The 15,258-nt window shown below is 64.5% G+C and carries 13 protein-coding genes and 1 pseudogene; 6 read left to right on the top strand and 8 right to left on the bottom strand.

The window, feature by feature from the left end; genetic code table 11:
- The first annotated feature begins 123 nt into the window (after nucleotides 1–123).
- The 3 genes and pseudogenes from AACG97_RS14780 (at nucleotide 124) to AACG97_RS14770 (ending at nucleotide 4,475) form a co-directional block, all read left to right on the top strand.
- Nucleotides 124–1,309 (top strand): annotated as a pseudogene (locus AACG97_RS14780) (porin).
- Between the two features lie 138 nt (nucleotides 1,310–1,447).
- On the top strand, nucleotides 1,448–2,611 hold the full coding sequence (nosP, locus tag AACG97_RS14775) for a nitric oxide-sensing protein NosP (RefSeq protein ID WP_009681767.1): 1,164 nt from the start codon (nucleotides 1,448–1,450) through the stop codon (nucleotides 2,609–2,611).
- Nucleotides 2,580–4,475, top strand: coding sequence for a PAS domain-containing hybrid sensor histidine kinase/response regulator (locus AACG97_RS14770; protein WP_182389278.1), 1,896 nt, complete (start codon nucleotides 2,580–2,582; stop codon nucleotides 4,473–4,475). Before nosP ends, AACG97_RS14770 begins: the two co-directional genes overlap by 32 nt.
- Nucleotides 4,476–4,527: 52 nt before the next feature.
- Here AACG97_RS14770 and AACG97_RS14765 read toward each other — a convergent pair whose 3' ends face one another.
- From AACG97_RS14765 to AACG97_RS14740, 6 genes are all read right to left on the bottom strand, one after another.
- Nucleotides 4,528–5,193: a response regulator transcription factor gene (locus tag AACG97_RS14765; protein WP_009681769.1), complete on the bottom strand. Its 666-nt coding sequence runs from the start codon at nucleotides 5,191–5,193 to the stop codon at nucleotides 4,528–4,530.
- Between the two features lie 58 nt (nucleotides 5,194–5,251).
- Nucleotides 5,252–5,812, bottom strand: a complete 561-nt coding sequence (locus AACG97_RS14760) for a PQQ-dependent catabolism-associated CXXCW motif protein (RefSeq protein WP_047149590.1) — start codon at nucleotides 5,810–5,812, stop codon at nucleotides 5,252–5,254.
- Nucleotides 5,813–5,952: 140 nt separating this feature from the next.
- Nucleotides 5,953–6,744, bottom strand: a complete 792-nt coding sequence (locus tag AACG97_RS14755) for an ABC transporter permease (RefSeq protein ID WP_197886470.1) — start codon at nucleotides 6,742–6,744, stop codon at nucleotides 5,953–5,955.
- Nucleotides 6,741–7,481, bottom strand: a complete 741-nt coding sequence (locus AACG97_RS14750) for an ABC transporter ATP-binding protein (protein WP_009681772.1) — start codon at nucleotides 7,479–7,481, stop codon at nucleotides 6,741–6,743. The genes AACG97_RS14755 and AACG97_RS14750 overlap by 4 nt, the downstream gene beginning before the upstream one ends.
- Nucleotides 7,478–8,467, bottom strand: a complete 990-nt coding sequence (locus AACG97_RS14745; protein ID WP_009681773.1) for a YVTN family beta-propeller repeat protein — start codon at nucleotides 8,465–8,467, stop codon at nucleotides 7,478–7,480. The genes AACG97_RS14750 and AACG97_RS14745 overlap by 4 nt, the downstream gene beginning before the upstream one ends.
- 30 nt (nucleotides 8,468–8,497) lie before the next feature.
- On the bottom strand, nucleotides 8,498–9,691 hold the full coding sequence (locus tag AACG97_RS14740) for an ABC transporter substrate-binding protein (RefSeq protein WP_009681774.1): 1,194 nt from the start codon (nucleotides 9,689–9,691) through the stop codon (nucleotides 8,498–8,500).
- A gap of 150 nt (nucleotides 9,692–9,841) precedes the next feature.
- Here AACG97_RS14740 and AACG97_RS14735 point away from each other — a divergent pair, with 150 nt between their 5' ends.
- Nucleotides 9,842–11,116 (top strand): sensor histidine kinase, encoded by a 1,275-nt coding sequence (locus tag AACG97_RS14735; RefSeq protein ID WP_029885150.1) that lies wholly within the window; start codon nucleotides 9,842–9,844, stop codon nucleotides 11,114–11,116.
- Complete coding sequence (locus AACG97_RS14730) at nucleotides 11,116–11,754, top strand: response regulator (RefSeq protein ID WP_029885149.1); 639 nt, start codon at nucleotides 11,116–11,118, stop codon at nucleotides 11,752–11,754. The genes AACG97_RS14735 and AACG97_RS14730 overlap by 1 nt, the downstream gene beginning before the upstream one ends.
- 152 nt (nucleotides 11,755–11,906) lie before the next feature.
- On the opposite strand, the gene AACG97_RS14725 is transcribed toward AACG97_RS14730, so the two are convergent.
- On the bottom strand, nucleotides 11,907–12,566 hold the full coding sequence (locus AACG97_RS14725; protein ID WP_225786399.1) for a pentapeptide repeat-containing protein: 660 nt from the start codon (nucleotides 12,564–12,566) through the stop codon (nucleotides 11,907–11,909).
- A 77-nt stretch (nucleotides 12,567–12,643) separates the two neighbouring features.
- Entirely contained in the window at nucleotides 12,644–14,539 is a 1,896-nt protein-coding gene (gene exaA, locus AACG97_RS14720) for a quinoprotein ethanol dehydrogenase (protein ID WP_054905457.1), read from the bottom strand.
- Nucleotides 14,540–14,793: 254 nt separating this feature from the next.
- Here exaA and pedF point away from each other — a divergent pair, with 254 nt between their 5' ends.
- Nucleotides 14,794–15,255 (top strand): cytochrome c-550 PedF, encoded by a 462-nt coding sequence (gene pedF / locus AACG97_RS14715; RefSeq protein WP_009682327.1) that lies wholly within the window; start codon nucleotides 14,794–14,796, stop codon nucleotides 15,253–15,255.
- Nucleotides 15,256–15,258 lie beyond the last annotated feature (3 nt).

Here is a 15,258-nt window from a genome sequence, read left to right as displayed (position 1 = left end):
AAATCACCGCGCCACACCCTCCGCCCCAAAGCACCCGCCAACCCACGCCAAAGCAGCGTTCCGGGTGGCCTGCCGGCTTCTGATAATCGCCTCCGACATCCTGTCCCCCGTTTGGAGCGCGCCATGCACAACAACAAAAAGCACCTGCCGCCTCGTTTTCTCGCTGCTGCCTTCGCCAGTGTTTCCGCCTTGGGCCTGAGTGGTGCCGCCGAAGCCGAGATCATGCTGTACGACAAGGACCAGACGACATTCTCTACCGATGGCTACATCAACGCCTTCTATGTCAACAGCAAGGTCGACCGCGAGGGCGAGCAGTTCGACCGGCGCCAGTCGCGGGTGAAGATGGGCTTTTTGCCCAACTACATCGGTTTCAACATGGGCAAGCAGGTAGACGACCTGAAACTCGGCGCGGGCGTCGTTCTGGGTCACCATCAACGACAGCGAAACCAACGGCACCGATACCGCCATCGACGTGCGCCAGTTCTACGGCACGGTGGCCAACCCTGAGTGGGGCGAAGTGCTGATCGGCAAGGACTTTGGCCTGTTCGCGCGCTCCAACATCCTGTTGGACGAGCTGCTGGCCGGTTATGGCCAGGTCAGTGACACGCTGGGCCTGGTGGATGGCGGCGGGGTGTCGTTCGGCAACATCGGCAGCGGTTATCCCTATCCGTTTCCCACCTCGCAGATCACCTACCGCACGCCGGTGATGGACGGCCTGCGCGTGGCGGTCGGCATCATGGACCCTGTGGATACCAACGACAGCAGCCCGACCGGCAAGGCCTACCAGGAAAACCCACGCACCGAGAGCGAAATCACCTACCAGTTCGACCTGGCGGGGGCGCAGATCTACAGCTGGGTCAACGGTAGCTACCAGACCTCGGACAACACCGACTCGACGGTCAAGTCCGTCACCTCCAAGGGGGTCGGCTATGGGGTGCAGGCGAAGCTGGGCGGCTGGTCATTGACCGGCTCTGGGTTCCAGGCCAAGGGCATCAACCCGTTCTTCACCAATAACGCGGGCGAGCCGGTGTTGCGTAATGTGGACAGCGACGGCTACCTGTTACAAGGCTCCTACAAGTTCGGCAAAAACCGCGTGGCGCTGTCGTATGGCAAGACCAAGGACGATGGCAACGGTGCGGTGGGCAGCGGTGCCGACTACAAGACCCGTGGCGTAGCGTTGTTCCACGACGTCAACGACAACCTCAAGCTGGTGGCCGAGTACAACCAGTTCTCCATCGATGGGCATGAGGGCAGTGCGCAGAATGAAGACACCGATACCTTGGCTGTGGGCGCGGTGCTGACCTGGTAAGCACGGGGCGGCAAGGCAGGCGCAGGTGAAGCTGGCACTTACACCCTTGGAACCGCCCACCCGCTACCCAAGTAGCATTCGCCCCACGTACCCGGCTTCGTACACTGCACCTTCAGCCGCCCTGCGCCGGAGACTTTGATGCAACAGGCCCTCAACGACGGTGTGCTCAGCGCCATGTCCCAGGCCACCGATGCCCGGTTGGCCGCCCAGGACCTGGCGCGACAGCTCCTGCACCCCCACCTGGGCCTGGTGCTGTTTTTCTGTTCCGCCGAATACAACCTGCAGGAACTGGCCCAGGCGTTGGAACAGGGGTTTGGCGGCATCCGCCTGGTGGGGTGCACCAGTGCCGGCGAAATCACCCCGCAGGGGTACGGCCGCAACTGCGTGACCGCGCTGGGCTTCGATCACCGGCACTTTTCCATCGCCACCGGGCTGATCGACGAAATGGAGCACTTCAGCCTCATCGATGCGCAACAGATGGTCGAGCGCCTGGTCGGCACCTGCCGCAGCAATTCGTTGGCGCCGATCAAGGGCCACAGCTTCGCCCTGACCCTGCTCGACGGGCTGTCCAGCCGGGAGGAAATGGTCCTCGCTGCCCTCAGCGCGGCGTTGGGGGACATCCCGCACTTCGGCGGTTCGGCCGGCGACGACAACTACCTCAACCGCACGCATGTCTACCACGGCGGCGCCTTCCACAGCGGCGCAGCGGTGGTGGTGCTGGTCAACACCTGGCTCGACTTCGAAGTGTTCACCACCCATCACATCCAGCCGCGCCAGGAAAAACTGGTGGTCACTGGCGCCGACAGCGGCCAGCGCCGGGTATTCGAGCTGAATGCCGAACCCGCTGCCGAGGAATATGCCCGGCTCATCGGTGTGCCGGTGGCGGCGCTCGATTACCGGGTGTTCGCCGCGCACCCGTTGGCCGTGCGCATTCACGACCAGTACTACATGCGCGCCGTCCAGCGTGTGCACGATGACTTGAGCCTGAGTTTCTACTGTGCCGTGGAGAACGGCATCGTGCTCACGGCCATGACCCCAGGGCCGTTGCTGCCGAACCTGCATGAGCTGTTCGACGGCCTGCACCAGCGCCTGGGCCCGCTGTTGTTGACCATTGGTTGCGACTGCTTCCTGCGGCGTCTGGAACTGGAGGGGCAACACAGCCTGGAACTGGTGGGGGCGTTTCTGCGCGAGCAACGGGTGATCGGGTTCAACACCTACGGAGAACAGTTCAATGGCATGCATATCAACCAGACCTTCACCGGCGTCGCCATTGCCCGCAACCGGCCTCCTGTCGGTCGCTGACCTGCAGGCCGAGGTGGCCCGGCTGCAGCAGCAGAACCATAAGCTGCAGCGCATCAATGGTGCGCTGATCGAACGTGTCGAGTCCGGGGTCACCCGCGGCAACGACCCGTACGCGGCGTTTCAGCATTCGGTGGTGCTGGCCGAGCAGGTGCGCGAGCGCACCGATGCGCTGAGCCAGGCCATGGCCGAATTGAAGGCAGTGAACCACCTGCTCAGCGAGGCCCGGCAGCGGGCCGAGACCGCGCACCAGCACCAGATTCGCCTGATCACCGACAACGTTCCGGCGTTGATCGCCTACCTCAATGCCGACCTGGTCTATGAATTCACCAACAAGGTGTATGAGGAATGGTACTGCTGGCCGCGTGGCGTGATGCTGGGGCAAAGCCTGCGCGAGGCCCACAGCGAACAGCACTACCAACGCCTCGAGGCCTATGTGACGCGGGCATTGGCGGGCGAGAGCGTGACCTTCGAGTTTGCCGAAACCAACATCAAGGGCCAGGAGCGCTACATGCTGCGCTCCTATGTCCCCAACCGCCTGGCCAGCGGCGAGGTGGTGGGTATCTTCGTGTTGATCCGCGATATCACCGAGCGGCGCAATACCGCGCAGGCATTGCACCAGGCCTATCAGCACCTGGAGCAGCGGGTGCGTGAGCGCACGGCGGAGCTGACCAGCCTCAACGACCAGTTGCTGCGGGAAATCGAAGAGCGCAGCCAGGCGCAAGCGCGGCTGCGCGAAGCCAAGCGCGAGGCCGAACAGGCCAACCTGTCGAAAACCAAGTTTCTGGCTGCGGTCAGCCATGATTTGCTGCAACCGCTGAATGCGGCGCGGCTGTTCACCAGCGCGTTGCTGGAAAGCCGCGAACCGCAGCACAGTGCCCAGTTGGTCCGCAATGTCAGCAACTCGCTGGAGGATGTGGAGAGCCTGCTGGGCACCCTGGTCGACATTTCCAAACTTGATGCGGGCGTGATCAAGGCCGATATCGCGCCTTTCGCGCTCAGCGAGCTGCTGGACAACCTGGCGGCCGAATATGCCCAGGTCGCGCGTAGCGAGGGCCTGGCCCTGCATTTCGTGGGGTGTTCGGCGGTGGTGCGCAGTGATATCCAGCTGTTGGCGCGCATTCTGCGCAACCTGCTCAGCAATGCCATCCGTTACACCCGCAGCGGGCGGGTGGTGCTGGGGTGCCGGCGCCTGCGTGGCGGTCTGCGGATCGAGGTGTGGGACAGCGGCATCGGCATCGCCGAAGAACACCTGGAGGAAATGTTCCAGGAGTTTCGGCGCGGTGATGTGCAGCGCCCTGAGCAGGATCGCGGGCTGGGCCTGGGCCTGGCGATCGTGGAGAAGATCGCCGGTATCCTGGGCCATCGCATCCGCGTGCGGTCATGGCTGGGCAAGGGATCGGTGTTTGCCGTCGAGGTCCCGTTGAGCACCGTTGCGCCCAAGGCGCAGCCGAGCCAGCCTGTGTGCGAGCCGATGTTCGAACGCCTGCGTGGTGCGCAAGTCTGGGTGCTGGACAACGATGCGGCCATTTGTGCCGGCATGCGCACGCTGCTCGAAGGCTGGGGGTGCAAGGTGATCACCGCGCTGTCGGAGGAAGACCTGGCGCGCCAGGTGGACAATTACCACGCCGAGGCCAACCTGCTGATTGCCGACTACCACCTGGACAATGACTGCAACGGCCTCGACGCGGTGGCGCGGATCAATGCCCGCCGCACCCAGCCGCTACCGGCGCTGATGATCACGGCCAACTACAGCAACGACCTCAAGCAGCAGATCCGTGAGCTGGGCCATACCCTGATGCACAAGCCGGTGCGGCCGTTGAAATTGAAGACTGCAATGAGCCATTTGCTGGGCACCCAAGGCTAGGGCCGGGTGTGCTATGGGGGCTGCAACGCGGCCCCCATGAAGCTGGAGACGGTCAGCGCCGCAGGTAGTCGGCGAAGTCGATATCGCCCGCACTGAGAATGGCCTGCACGCGGTTGTGCACATTGAGCTTGCGCAAGATCGCCGACACATGCGCCTTGACCGTGGTCTCGGCGATATCCAGGGTGTAGGCAATCTGCTTGTTCGATTCCCCCTTGGTCATGCGTTCCAGTACCAGCAACTGCTTGCGGGTCAAGGCCTGGAGCATTTCCGGCGGGAAGCTCGGCGCATCGTTCTGGCGCCGGCCGGTGCTGCTTTTCTGCGCGCGGATGATGTCGGGCGGCAGGTAGACATTACCGTTGAGGATCTGCTCGATCGCCTCGATCATCTGTGCGCGCGGCGAGGACTTGGTGATGAAACCCACCGCGCCATAGGTGATGGCCTGCAGCACGATCTGTTTCTCCTGTTCGGCCGACACGATCACCACCGGCGTGGTCGGTGCTTCGTTGCGCAGGGTGATCAGGCCGTTGAGGCCGTGCATGCCGGGCATGTTCAGGTCGAGCAGGATCAGGTCGAGGTCGTCATGCGCCTGGGTCAGCGCCAGGGCGCTGTCCAGGTCGGCGGTTTCCATGACCTCGCTGCCTTGGAACCCATCGCTGATGACGTTGTGGATGGCTTCGCGAAACAGGGGGTGATCGTCGGCAATCAGAATTTTGTACATGGCCTTTTCACCTTGTTTTTATTGGATGGAGCAGGGCACGCAGTGGCAGTTGAACAGATCAGGGCAAAGGCACCGGTTGCGCCGGCTGCAGCGGCAGGTTGGCCTGCTGCCACGCGTCAACGCCGTCGCGGTACCAGTACAGGTTGTGGTAACCCAGGGCTTTAGCGCGTTTTACCGCGTTCCAGCTCAGCCAGCAATCGGCGCGGCAGTAGAACACCACAGGCTGGTCGGGGTGCCCGGCGGTGGCGCTTTGCAGGTTGTGCGCAAAGTACGCCTGCCAGGCCGGGCTCAGCTCGCCATCGCCGGTGTTGGCCAGCCACAGGCTGCCGGGAAGGTTGGCGTGCGGCTCGTCTTCGATGAAGCGGCCCTGCAGCCACTGGCGGCGGTACACGTCGATCAGTACCGGCCGCGGCTGCTGGCTGAGCAGGCGTTGCAATGTGGCGGTGTCTACCACCTGGCCGCCGTCGACCTGCGCTGGGGTCGGGCTGCGGTAAAGGGTGATGCGGTAACCGTCGGCAGAGAACAGCGGCGCCGTGTCGGCCTGGGCGGTGCCCAGCGTCAGGCTCATTGAAAGTGCCGCCAGCAAGGGGCGTGGCAGCCGGGGCAGGGCACATGGCATGGGGTTCTTCCTTTTTGTTATGAACCCATTACATGCCAGTAGCGGTGCTTTGTGAATGCGACGATAGACAGTAAATGCAGTACTAAAGTAGTAGATGGCTTAGCGCCGCCCGTCAGCCTTGGCCGCGTCAGGCCACAGGATCATCGCGGCTTGCGCAACGCTGCGTGCTGGGGGTTGAAGGTGGCAATCGCCAGCAGCGTGAACAGCACCGTCAAGCCCAGGCACACCGCCAGCGCCAACAGGTTCAGGCGCTGGTACAAGGCAAACCGCACCAGCTCCACGGCATGGGTGAACGGGTTCACCGCGCACAGCCAGTACAGCCACTCGCTGGCTTCGCGCATCTTCCACAGTGGGTACAGCGCCGAAGACAGGAAAAACAGTGGGAAGATCACGAAATTCATCACCCCGGCAAAGTTCTCCAGCTGGCGGATGGCGTTCGACAGCAGCAGCCCCAGGGCACTGAGCATGAACGCCACCAGCAGCAGCGCCGGCAGTGCCAGCAGCAACCCCGCCGCCGGCGGTTGCACACCGTACACCCAGGCGATGGCGAGGAACGCGTACACCTGCAGCAGGGAAATGAGCGAGGTCGCCAGCAACTTGCTGGCCAACAGGAACGGCCGCGGCAGGGGGCTGGTCAGCAGCACGCGCATGCTGCCCATTTCCCGGTCATAGACCATCGACAAGGACCCTTGCATGCCGTTGAACAGCAGGATCATGCAGGCCAGCCCCGGGATGATGTACACCTCGTAGGGGATGTAGGTGTCGTACGGCTCGATGATGGCGATGCCCAGCGCTGCCCGAAAGCCGGCGCCGAACACCAGCAACCACAGCAACGGGCGCACCAGGGCACTGAGCAGGCGCGTGCGCTGCAATACGAAGCGCAGCCATTCGCGCAGCATGATGCCGTTGAAACACTGCCAGTAGGCGTTCATCGGGTGTGGGCTCCTGAAGGCTGCCGGGTCAGGTGGGCAAAGGCATGGTCCAGGTCGCCGCCGTGCTGCAGGCTCAGGGCATCGGCGGTACCGCTGGCCACCAGGCGCCCTTGATGGAGAATCAGCAGGTCGTCGCTAGGCTGCACTTCGTCCAGCAGGTGGGTGGTCCACAGCACACTCAACTGCTGCTGGCGGCACAGCTGCCGCACGTGCTGGTTGAGTGCCAGGCGGCTGGCCGGGTCGAGGCCGACGCTGGCCTCGTCGAGCAGCAGCAGGCGTGGCTCGTGCAGCAGCGCACGGGCGATTTCCACCCGTCGGCGGTGGCCGATATTCAGCTCGCGCACGCTGTGGTGGCGGCGCTCGCCCAGGCCCTGGCGCGCCAGCTCGGCCTCTACCCGCTGGTTGCCCTGGCGCCGTGACAGGCCATGCAGGGCGGCGTGGTAGCGCAGGTTCTGCTCCACGCTCAGGTCCAGATCCAGGGTGCTCTGCTGGAACACCACGCCCATCTGCCGCAGCGCCGGGCGCGGGGTGTCGCGCAACGAGCAGCCGCACACCCGGATATCGCCGTGCTGCAGGTCGTACAGGCGGGTCAGCAGGGCGATCAGGGTCGACTTGCCGGCGCCATTGGGGCCCAGCAACGCGGCAAAACGGCCCGGTGCCAGGCTGAAACCGACCTGCCGCAGCGCCTCGCGCTGGCCGTAGGCGAAGCTCACATCGGCCACCTCGAGGGCGTTCATGGGGTGACCACCACGCCCCAGGGGTAGCGCCCGACTTTCACCGATTTGAGCACCTTGAGGTTCTGCGTATCGATTACCGATACATCGCCGCTGACCCCGTTGGTGGCCAGCAAGCGGCGCTGGTCGGGGGAGAACGCCAACTGCCAGACCCGCCGCCCGACCAGCAGGTAATCGAGCACCTCGTAGGTCTTGGCATCGATCACCGCCACATGGTTGGCCGGGCCCAGGGCGACGAAGGCATACTTGCCGTCCGCGCTGAGCTTGATGCCCACCGGCTGGACCTTGTCCGGGTGCACGCCCTTGATCTGGAAGTTCAGGGTTTTCAGCACCTGGCGCGTGGCAACTTCAAGGACAGTCACCGTGCCGCCGATTTCCGCCGAGGCCCACAGCCTGGAACCGTCCTGGCTGAATTCGACGAAGCGCGGGCGCTGGTCGACCAGGGTGCTGTCGGCCAGGGTCTGGGTGCTGGTGTCGATCCAATGCAACATGTTGGTGGTTTCGCTGGTGTTGACCGCCCATTTGCCATCGGGGCTGACGGCCATGCCTTCAGGTTCGATACCGACATCGATCTGCCCCAGTACCTGGTCGGTCACGGTGTCGATCACGGTCACCAGCGCATCGTCTTCGTTGGAAACGTACAGCCAGCGGTCGTTGGGGTGCAGGGCGAACTGCTCGGGGTCCTTGCCAGAGGGCAGTTCCTTGATGATCTTGCGGGTGGCCACGTCCATCACCTGTACCCGGTCGGAATCGCTGGCGCAGATGTACAGCAGCTTGTTGTCATGCGACAGCAGCAGCCCCCGAGGGCGTTGCCCGACCGCAAGGGTTTCGGTGACCTCCAGGGTCTGCAGGTCGATCAGGCTGAGGCTGTTGTCCTTTTCGTTGGACACCCAGGCAGTGGCGGCCAGCGCATGCCCGCAGGCCAGCGCCAGGGCGCCCGTCAGCAGGCTGGGGTAGAGCAGGGCGCGGGAAAGCAGAGGGCGGCGCATGGCGTATTCCTTATTGTTGTGGTTGTCGGCTCAGGGGTACGTGCAGGTCACTTCGGGCTTGTCGTAGCCCAGGCTGTCCATTTCGTTGAAGGGGTGCAGGAAGCCATCTTGTGGCGACGTGCTGACCAGTGCGCGAGGCTGTACCAGCGCAATCGGTTGGCGCAGCTCGCCGTTCCAGGGCCGGTAGCTGAGCTTGCGGCCCTTGAAACCGTCCAGGGGCAGTTGCTCGCTGAGCAGCAGCTGTTGCAGCGCCCGTGGGTCGGCCTGGCGCAGTTTGCTGACCGCGCTGGCAATGCTGCGCACGGCCATCCAGGCGGCGAAGTCACGGTCGTTCATCCAGCGCCCGGCCTGGGCCTCGAAACGTTTTTGCAGTTGCGCCGCGCCGAAGGTTTCCACGGTCTTGTGCCAACCGGTGGGGGTCAACCCCTGGGTGCCCGCCACTGGCCGCGGGTACCAGGTCTGGTAGGGCAGGTATTCGCCAAAGTCACCGCGTTCGTCGGCCACCAGCACCACGTCGTACTCGGCGGTTTGCGTGAACAGCGGCATGTCGGCCTGGGCGCTGCGGCGCTGGTCGTTGTCGAAGGTCCAGGCTTTTTCCGCGACCAGCTGCACGCCGAAGCGTTTAGTCGAGCGGCGCAGGGCGGCGGCGTAGGCCTGGTCATCTGCGGTCTGGCCGACCACCAGCAGCGCGCGTTGCCATTTGCGCAGCACCAGGAACTGCACCAGCGCATCGGCGAGCATTGCCCGGCCCGGCAGGCTGTGCAGCACGTTACCCAGGCACTGGCTGCTGCGCAGGCTGTCGTCGGGGCTGCCGGCATTGAACAGCAGGCTGTCGGGCAGCGCCGCGGCCAGCGCGCGCAGGCTGGTGGCCGGGGCGTTGACCACGAACAGGCGCAGGCCTTGGTCGTGTTGTGCTTGGGCCGCCTGCAACAGCGCCTCGGGGCTGTCCACGTTGGCGCGGGTCAGCTGGAACTGTTGCTTGAGAAAACGCCCGGTGCTGTTGCTGTCGACGATCGCCAGCTCGGCGCCTTGCAGGCCAGCGTCGGCCGGTTCGGGGATGATATTGGACAGCAGCGGGCCCGGGTCGGGCCGGTAGCCCAAATAGCCGATGCCCACGTGCAATAGGGCGTCGGCCTGGCCCGCAGCGGCCGACGCATGGGGCGCGGACAACACGGCGATCAGGGCCAGCAGGCAGAACAAGGCAAGGTGGGCAGGCTGGCGCATGACACACTCCACGGCAGATGGCGCCAGCATAGGAACCCCGCCGGGCGCGGGAAATATGCAGAAAGTAGCGCCCGGCCGGTACCAAGGTAGTAATTTCCCGCGCCACCTACGGTTTTACGATGGGCCTCGGCACCCCTGAAGAGAGCTCCCATGCGCCTGTTCAACTTGTCTGCGCTGTGGCGCATCAACCTTTGGGTCACCGGCTGCTTCGCCCTGGTGACGGTAGCCTGTGCCGGGGTGCTGCTGCACCAGGCTGTGGCCGACGTGGAGCGTGAGCTGCAGTCTGCCGAAGCCGTGGTGACCTACCTTGCCGAGACTGCCGAGCGTGACCCGGCCAGTTTGCAGCCGGGCCTGACCCAGAACCTGCGCCATGTGCGGGTGCATTGGCTGGCAGCTGGCGATGCCGCCCTGTTGCCGGGGGATGCCGGTGTGGATGCTTGGCTGGGCCGCCAGCTGTTCGGTCAACACCACCCAGGTGGCCGTTTACTGACACTGAGCGACGGCCGGCGGGTGCTGATTGCCGTGGATGCCCGCGATGAAATCGACGAAGTCTGGGAGTCGCTGGTGCAATTGCTGAGCTTGTGCGGCCTGGCGCTGGTATTGAGCCTGGTGACCATCCGTTGGGCGGTCGGGCGGGCCATGGGGCTGCTGGCTGAATTGCTGGGGGCGCTGCGGCAGGTGTCGGCGGGGCACCTGGCCGTGCGTTTGCGCGAGGCCAACCTGCCGGAGGCACGCCAGTTGGCTGCGCACTTCAACGCGATGGTGGCGAACCTGGAGCAGGCGCGGGCCGACAATACGCAACTGACCCAGGCCCTGCTGGCGGTGCAGGAGCAGGAGCGTACCCGGCTGGCGCAGGCCCTGCACGATGACCTTGGGCAATACCTGGCCGGTATCCGCGCCCAGGGCTGCCTGCTGCGCATGGCAGCCGACCAGCCCGCTGTGGTCAAGCAGACCACACAGCAACTGGAACTCAATTGCGAACATTTGCAGCAAGGGTTTCGTGCCCTGGTACAAGACCTGTATCCGGTGGCGCTGCAACACATGCCGCTGGCGCAGGCCATTGGCCTGCTGGTGAGCCAGTGGCAGGCCAGGCAGGGCATCGATTGCCGGCTGCGGGTTGGCGAGCATTTGCCAGACTTGCCCGCGCCGAGCAGGACGCACTTGTACCGGCTGCTGCAGGAGGCGTTGACCAATGTCGCCCGGCATGCCGGCGCCAGCCAGGTGCGGGTGCGCCTGCAGCGCAGCGCCAAGGGGTTGCGCTTGTTCGTGCGCGACAACGGGTGCGGCGCGCGCCAACCGCGCCGGCCTGGGGTTGGCCTGCACTCGATGGCCGAACGCGCGCGCAGCCTGGGGGGTGAATTACGCATTTTCAGCCGCCCGGGTGGCGGTTGGGCGTTGGCGCTGAACATCCCCAAGGAGGTGTGATGAATATCGTACTGGTCGACGACCATGCTGTGGTCCGCCAAGGCTATGCCAGCCTGCTGCGGGCGGTATTGCCAGACATCCAGGTGCGCGAAGCGGCCAGTGGCGAAGAGGCGCTGGCCCTGGTGCACGAGCAGGTGCCCAACCTGGTGGTCATGGACTTCGGCCTGCCGGGCATCAGCGGCCTGGAAGCCACCCGCCGGCTGCGTCAGCGCCTGCCCCAGCTGCGGGTGCTGTTCTTCAGCATGCACGACGAGTTGCCCCTGGTGCGGCAGGCGCTGGAGGCCGGGGCGTCGGGCTACCTGACCAAGAATTCGGCGCCCGAGGTGCTGATCGAGGCGGTGCAGCGTGTATTGGCCGGGCATGCCTACATTGAACAGCCGCTGGCCACGCAATTGGCCTGCACCACCCCGCACAATGAAAGCGACCCGCGCCTGCAGCGCATGACCCAGCGCGAGCTGGAGATTTTCGTCATGCTTGCCAAGGGCACGCCGGCGCGGCTGATTGCCGAGCAGTTGTGCATCAGTGCCAAGACCGTGTCCAATCATTTGACCTTGCTCAAGAGCAAGCTGCAGGTCAGCTCGCATGCCGAGCTGGTGCACCTGGGGATTGACTTGGGGCTGGTGCGGGTAGCGGGGTAGGCCTTGTGTCGCGATGGGCTGCCTGTAGGAGCGGCCTTGTGTCGCGATGGGCTGCAAAGCAGCCCCAGGGTTTCAGCATGGTGCACAAATTGCCGGGGCTGCTTTGCAGCCCATCGCGACACAAGGCCGCTCCTACAGCCAGGGGCAAACAGTCATTTGTCCCAGGTTTCGGGGCAGCCTGTGCATCCCTCCATGTTGGCCTCCTGAAAACTCCCGTAATGCTGCCGTGCCCCGCGCAGGTCGGCGCGCGCCAGGTTGCTTTGGCCGAACTTGGCCTCCTGCAGGTTGGCATCGGTCAGCCTGGCCTCCTGCAGGTCGGCCTTGCTGAGCCAGGCCATTTCGAGGTCCGCAGCCTGCAGGTTGGCTTTGTGCAACTTGGCCCCGGACAACCGGGCGAACTGCAGATAGGCCGCGCTGAGGTCGGCGTTCTCGAACTGCGCGCCTTGGGCGAACAAGCCCCAGCCCTGAATGGCCACCAGGTGGCTATTGCTCAGGTCGGCCAGGCGCAGGTTGCTCTGCTGCAGGCTGGCGCGGGTCAGGTTGGCGCCTTGCAGGCGGGCTTTTTCCAGGTTGGCCAGGTCCAGTTGGGCGTGGCGCAGGTCGGCGTCGCGCAAGTCGGCGCCGGCCAGGTTCATCTTGCGCAGGTCCTGGTTAGCCAGGTTGGCGCCGCGCAGGTCGGCCCCCGGGCACTGGCTGGCTTCGGCGATGACGCAGCCGTTGATGGTCAGTGGGGCATCGTCGCCAGCGTCTTCGGCATGTGCGGCCAGGGCAGGCGAGAGCGCCAACAACAGGGCAATGGGCAGGTAGTTCATGGCGAATGGCTCTCGTGGGTGTAAGCACCAGGTGAAGGGGCCGCAACGCGGCCCCGGGTATACGCCACCTCAGGCGATCACCGCTGGGCGGTCTTGTTGTCCCAGCTCGGGATCTTGAACACCCAGAACGAGCCACCCTGGGCAACGGGCTTGGTCAGTTCGGCCATGTCGCCACCCCACAGCGGCACCGCACCGCCGTAGCCGACCGTCACGCCGATGTACTGCTCGCCATCCTGCTCCCAGGTGATGGGCGGGGATACGATGCCGCTGCCGGTCTGGAACTTCCACAGCTCCTTGCCCGTCTTGGCGTCGAAGGCCTTGAAGAAACCATCGCCGGTGCCGGTGAACACCAGGTTGCCCTTGGTTGCCAGCACGCCTGCCCACAGTGGCAGGTGCTCTTTGTGTTCCCACACCAGTTTGCCCGTGGTCGGGTCCATGGCGCGCAGGGTGCCGACGTGATCGTCGTACATGCGCTTGATGCGGAAGCCCATGCCGAGGTAGGCCGAGCCTTTCTTGTAGTTCACTTCCTCGGTCCAGTATTCCTCCTTCCACTGGTTGCCGGGGATGTAGAACAGGCCGGTGTCCTGGCTGTAGGCCATGGGGTTCCAGTTCTTGCCGCCGAGGAATGGCGGTGAAACCTCGACTGGCTTGCCTTTGGTTTCACCCGGCAGCGGCTTGGCCGGGCGCTGGCCGGGGTTTTCCACCGGGCGCCCGGTCTTCAGGTCGATATGGCTGGCCCAGGTGATGTTGTCGACGAAGGGGAAGGCGTTCTGCAACTTGCCATTGTTGCGGTCGACCACATAGAAGAAGCCGTTGCGGTCGGCGTGGCCGGTGGCCTTGACCACCTTGCCGTCCTTGCCTTTGTAGTCGAACAGCACCAGTTCGTTGTTGCCGGAGAAGTCCCAGGCGTCGTTGGGGGTGTGCTGGTAGAACCACTTGACCTCGCCGGTGCTCGGGTCTACACCGACCTGGCCGGAGGTATACAGGCTGTCGTAGTCGTGCGGGTTGCCGTCTTTCGAGGTACGCGCCCAGGTGTTCCAAGGCCCCGGGTTGCCCGCCCCGACGATGATGGTATTGGTTTCCGGATCGAAGCTGGCGCTTTGCCAAGGGGCGCCGCCACCATGGCTCCAGGCTTCGACCTTGCCGGTTTCGGTGGTGGGGTCATCTGGCCAGGACGGTGCCTTGACGTCGCCGGTCGGGGTGCTGTCCTTGCCATTCAGTCGGCCCATGTGGCCCTCGACGAAAGGCCGCATCCACACTTCTTCCCCGGTGTCCGGGTCGCGTGCGAACAGCTGCCCGACCACGCCGAATTCATCCCCCGAGCTGCCGTGGATCAGCAGGACCTTGCCACTGGTCTTGTCCTTGATCAGCACCGGCGCGCCGGTCATGGTGTAGCCGGCACTGTGGTCGCCGAACTTCTTGTTCCAGACCACTTTGCCGGTGTGTTTGTCCAGGGCCACGACCCGCGCGTCGAGGGTGCCGAAGTAGATCTTGTCACCGTAGATGGCAGCGCCCCGGTTGACCACGTCGCAGCAGGGGCGAATGTTGTCGGGCAGGCGGTGGTTGTAGGTCCACAGGCGTTTACCGGTCTTGGCATCGAGGGCAAATACCCGTGAGTACGACCCTGTCACATAGACCACACCGTCGCTGACGATGGCCTGCGATTCCTGGCCGCGCTGCTTCTCGTCGCCGAACGAGTAGGACCACGCCGGGGTGAGCTTGAACACGTTCTTGTCGTTGACCTGAGCCAACGGGCTCCAGCGCTGGGCATTGGTGCCCATGCCGTACTGCAGCACGTCGTTGGTGGTGAGGTGGTCGTTGGCGATGTCTTCCCAGGTGACGTTCTTGGTGGCAGGTGCCGCAGGGGGGGTGGCCGCTGTTGCCACGCTGCCCAAGGCCAGGCTACCGGCCATCAGCAGCACGCGCACGCTCAAGGCCAGAGGGGAAAGGGCGGGTAGCGATCTTATTGTCATGGTTGCAGTTCCCAGTGGAGGTTTTGGCCTGCACAGGGTGGGCCGCCGGTGCGCTCTACGGATACGGAAAAAATCCCGCCATTGCCGGGAAGAGTTCCCGGTCGGCACCTCATTTGGCCGTTCGCCACAAGCCCTACTACCAAGGGAGGAAGGCGCGACCACCAAAGCAGCATTCGGCCGTATGCCGGGTGTTTTTAAGATGGCGACACGGCCTCTGTGGTTGAGGCTTTGCGTGCAATGGTGAGGGCATAACAATGACAACAAAACGCAATGTGTGGCTTGCTGCAGGCTTGTTGGCCGGCGCGGTAATGACCGGTACGGCCTGGGCCCATGGCAATGTAGTCCCACAGGCGGTAGAGACCAAGGGGCTGACCCCAGTCAAGGACGCTGGGGTGAGCCTGGACGCAGACGGCTGGGCGGCGGTCAACCCTTACCGTAGCTCGCCGGAACACGACAAGGCAGTCGAGATCGGCGCCTCGGCCTATAACCAGAACTGCGCGGCCTGCCATGGCCTGGAAGCCAAGTCTGGCGGCATTGCCCCGGACCTGCGGCTGCTCGATGCCGGCGACGCCGGCGATGAATGGTTCGTCGAGCGTGTGCGCCATGGCGCGGTGCGCGACGGCCGCGTGTACATGCCGAAAATGGCCGACTACCTGAGCCAGGAGGCCTTGTGGGCGGTGCGCACATACCTGGACAGCGTGCACGTCGAGGAGTAACGG

The organism is Pseudomonas sp. Nvir (genome assembly GCF_963778085.1).
Classification (GTDB): domain Bacteria; phylum Pseudomonadota; class Gammaproteobacteria; order Pseudomonadales; family Pseudomonadaceae; genus Aquipseudomonas; species Aquipseudomonas juntendi.
Note: the sequence above shows the minus strand (reverse complement) of the source record. Positions and strands in the feature narration are given on the sequence as shown.

Excerpts from the sequence above, each read along its gene's own strand:
- nosP (WP_009681767.1), top strand. The coding sequence starts at position 1,448 with ATGCAACAGGCCCTCAACGACGGTGTGCTCAGCGCCATGTCCCAGGCC.
- AACG97_RS14730 (WP_029885149.1), top strand. The coding sequence starts at position 11,116 with ATGAATATCGTACTGGTCGACGACCATGCTGTGGTCCGCCAAGGCTAT.
- AACG97_RS14740 (WP_009681774.1), bottom strand. The coding sequence starts at position 9,691 with ATGCGCCAGCCTGCCCACCTTGCCTTGTTCTGCCTGCTGGCCCTGATC.
- AACG97_RS14745 (WP_009681773.1), bottom strand. The coding sequence starts at position 8,467 with ATGCGCCGCCCTCTGCTTTCCCGCGCCCTGCTCTACCCCAGCCTGCTG.
- pedF (WP_009682327.1), top strand. The coding sequence starts at position 14,794 with ATGACAACAAAACGCAATGTGTGGCTTGCTGCAGGCTTGTTGGCCGGC.
- AACG97_RS14725 (WP_225786399.1), bottom strand. The coding sequence starts at position 12,566 with ATGAACTACCTGCCCATTGCCCTGTTGTTGGCGCTCTCGCCTGCCCTG.
- AACG97_RS14760 (WP_047149590.1), bottom strand. The coding sequence starts at position 5,812 with ATGCCATGTGCCCTGCCCCGGCTGCCACGCCCCTTGCTGGCGGCACTT.
- AACG97_RS14755 (WP_197886470.1), bottom strand. The coding sequence starts at position 6,744 with ATGAACGCCTACTGGCAGTGTTTCAACGGCATCATGCTGCGCGAATGG.
- AACG97_RS14750 (WP_009681772.1), bottom strand. The coding sequence starts at position 7,481 with ATGAACGCCCTCGAGGTGGCCGATGTGAGCTTCGCCTACGGCCAGCGC.
- AACG97_RS14735 (WP_029885150.1), top strand. The coding sequence starts at position 9,842 with ATGCGCCTGTTCAACTTGTCTGCGCTGTGGCGCATCAACCTTTGGGTC.
- exaA (WP_054905457.1), bottom strand. The coding sequence starts at position 14,539 with ATGACAATAAGATCGCTACCCGCCCTTTCCCCTCTGGCCTTGAGCGTG.
- AACG97_RS14765 (WP_009681769.1), bottom strand. The coding sequence starts at position 5,193 with ATGTACAAAATTCTGATTGCCGACGATCACCCCCTGTTTCGCGAAGCC.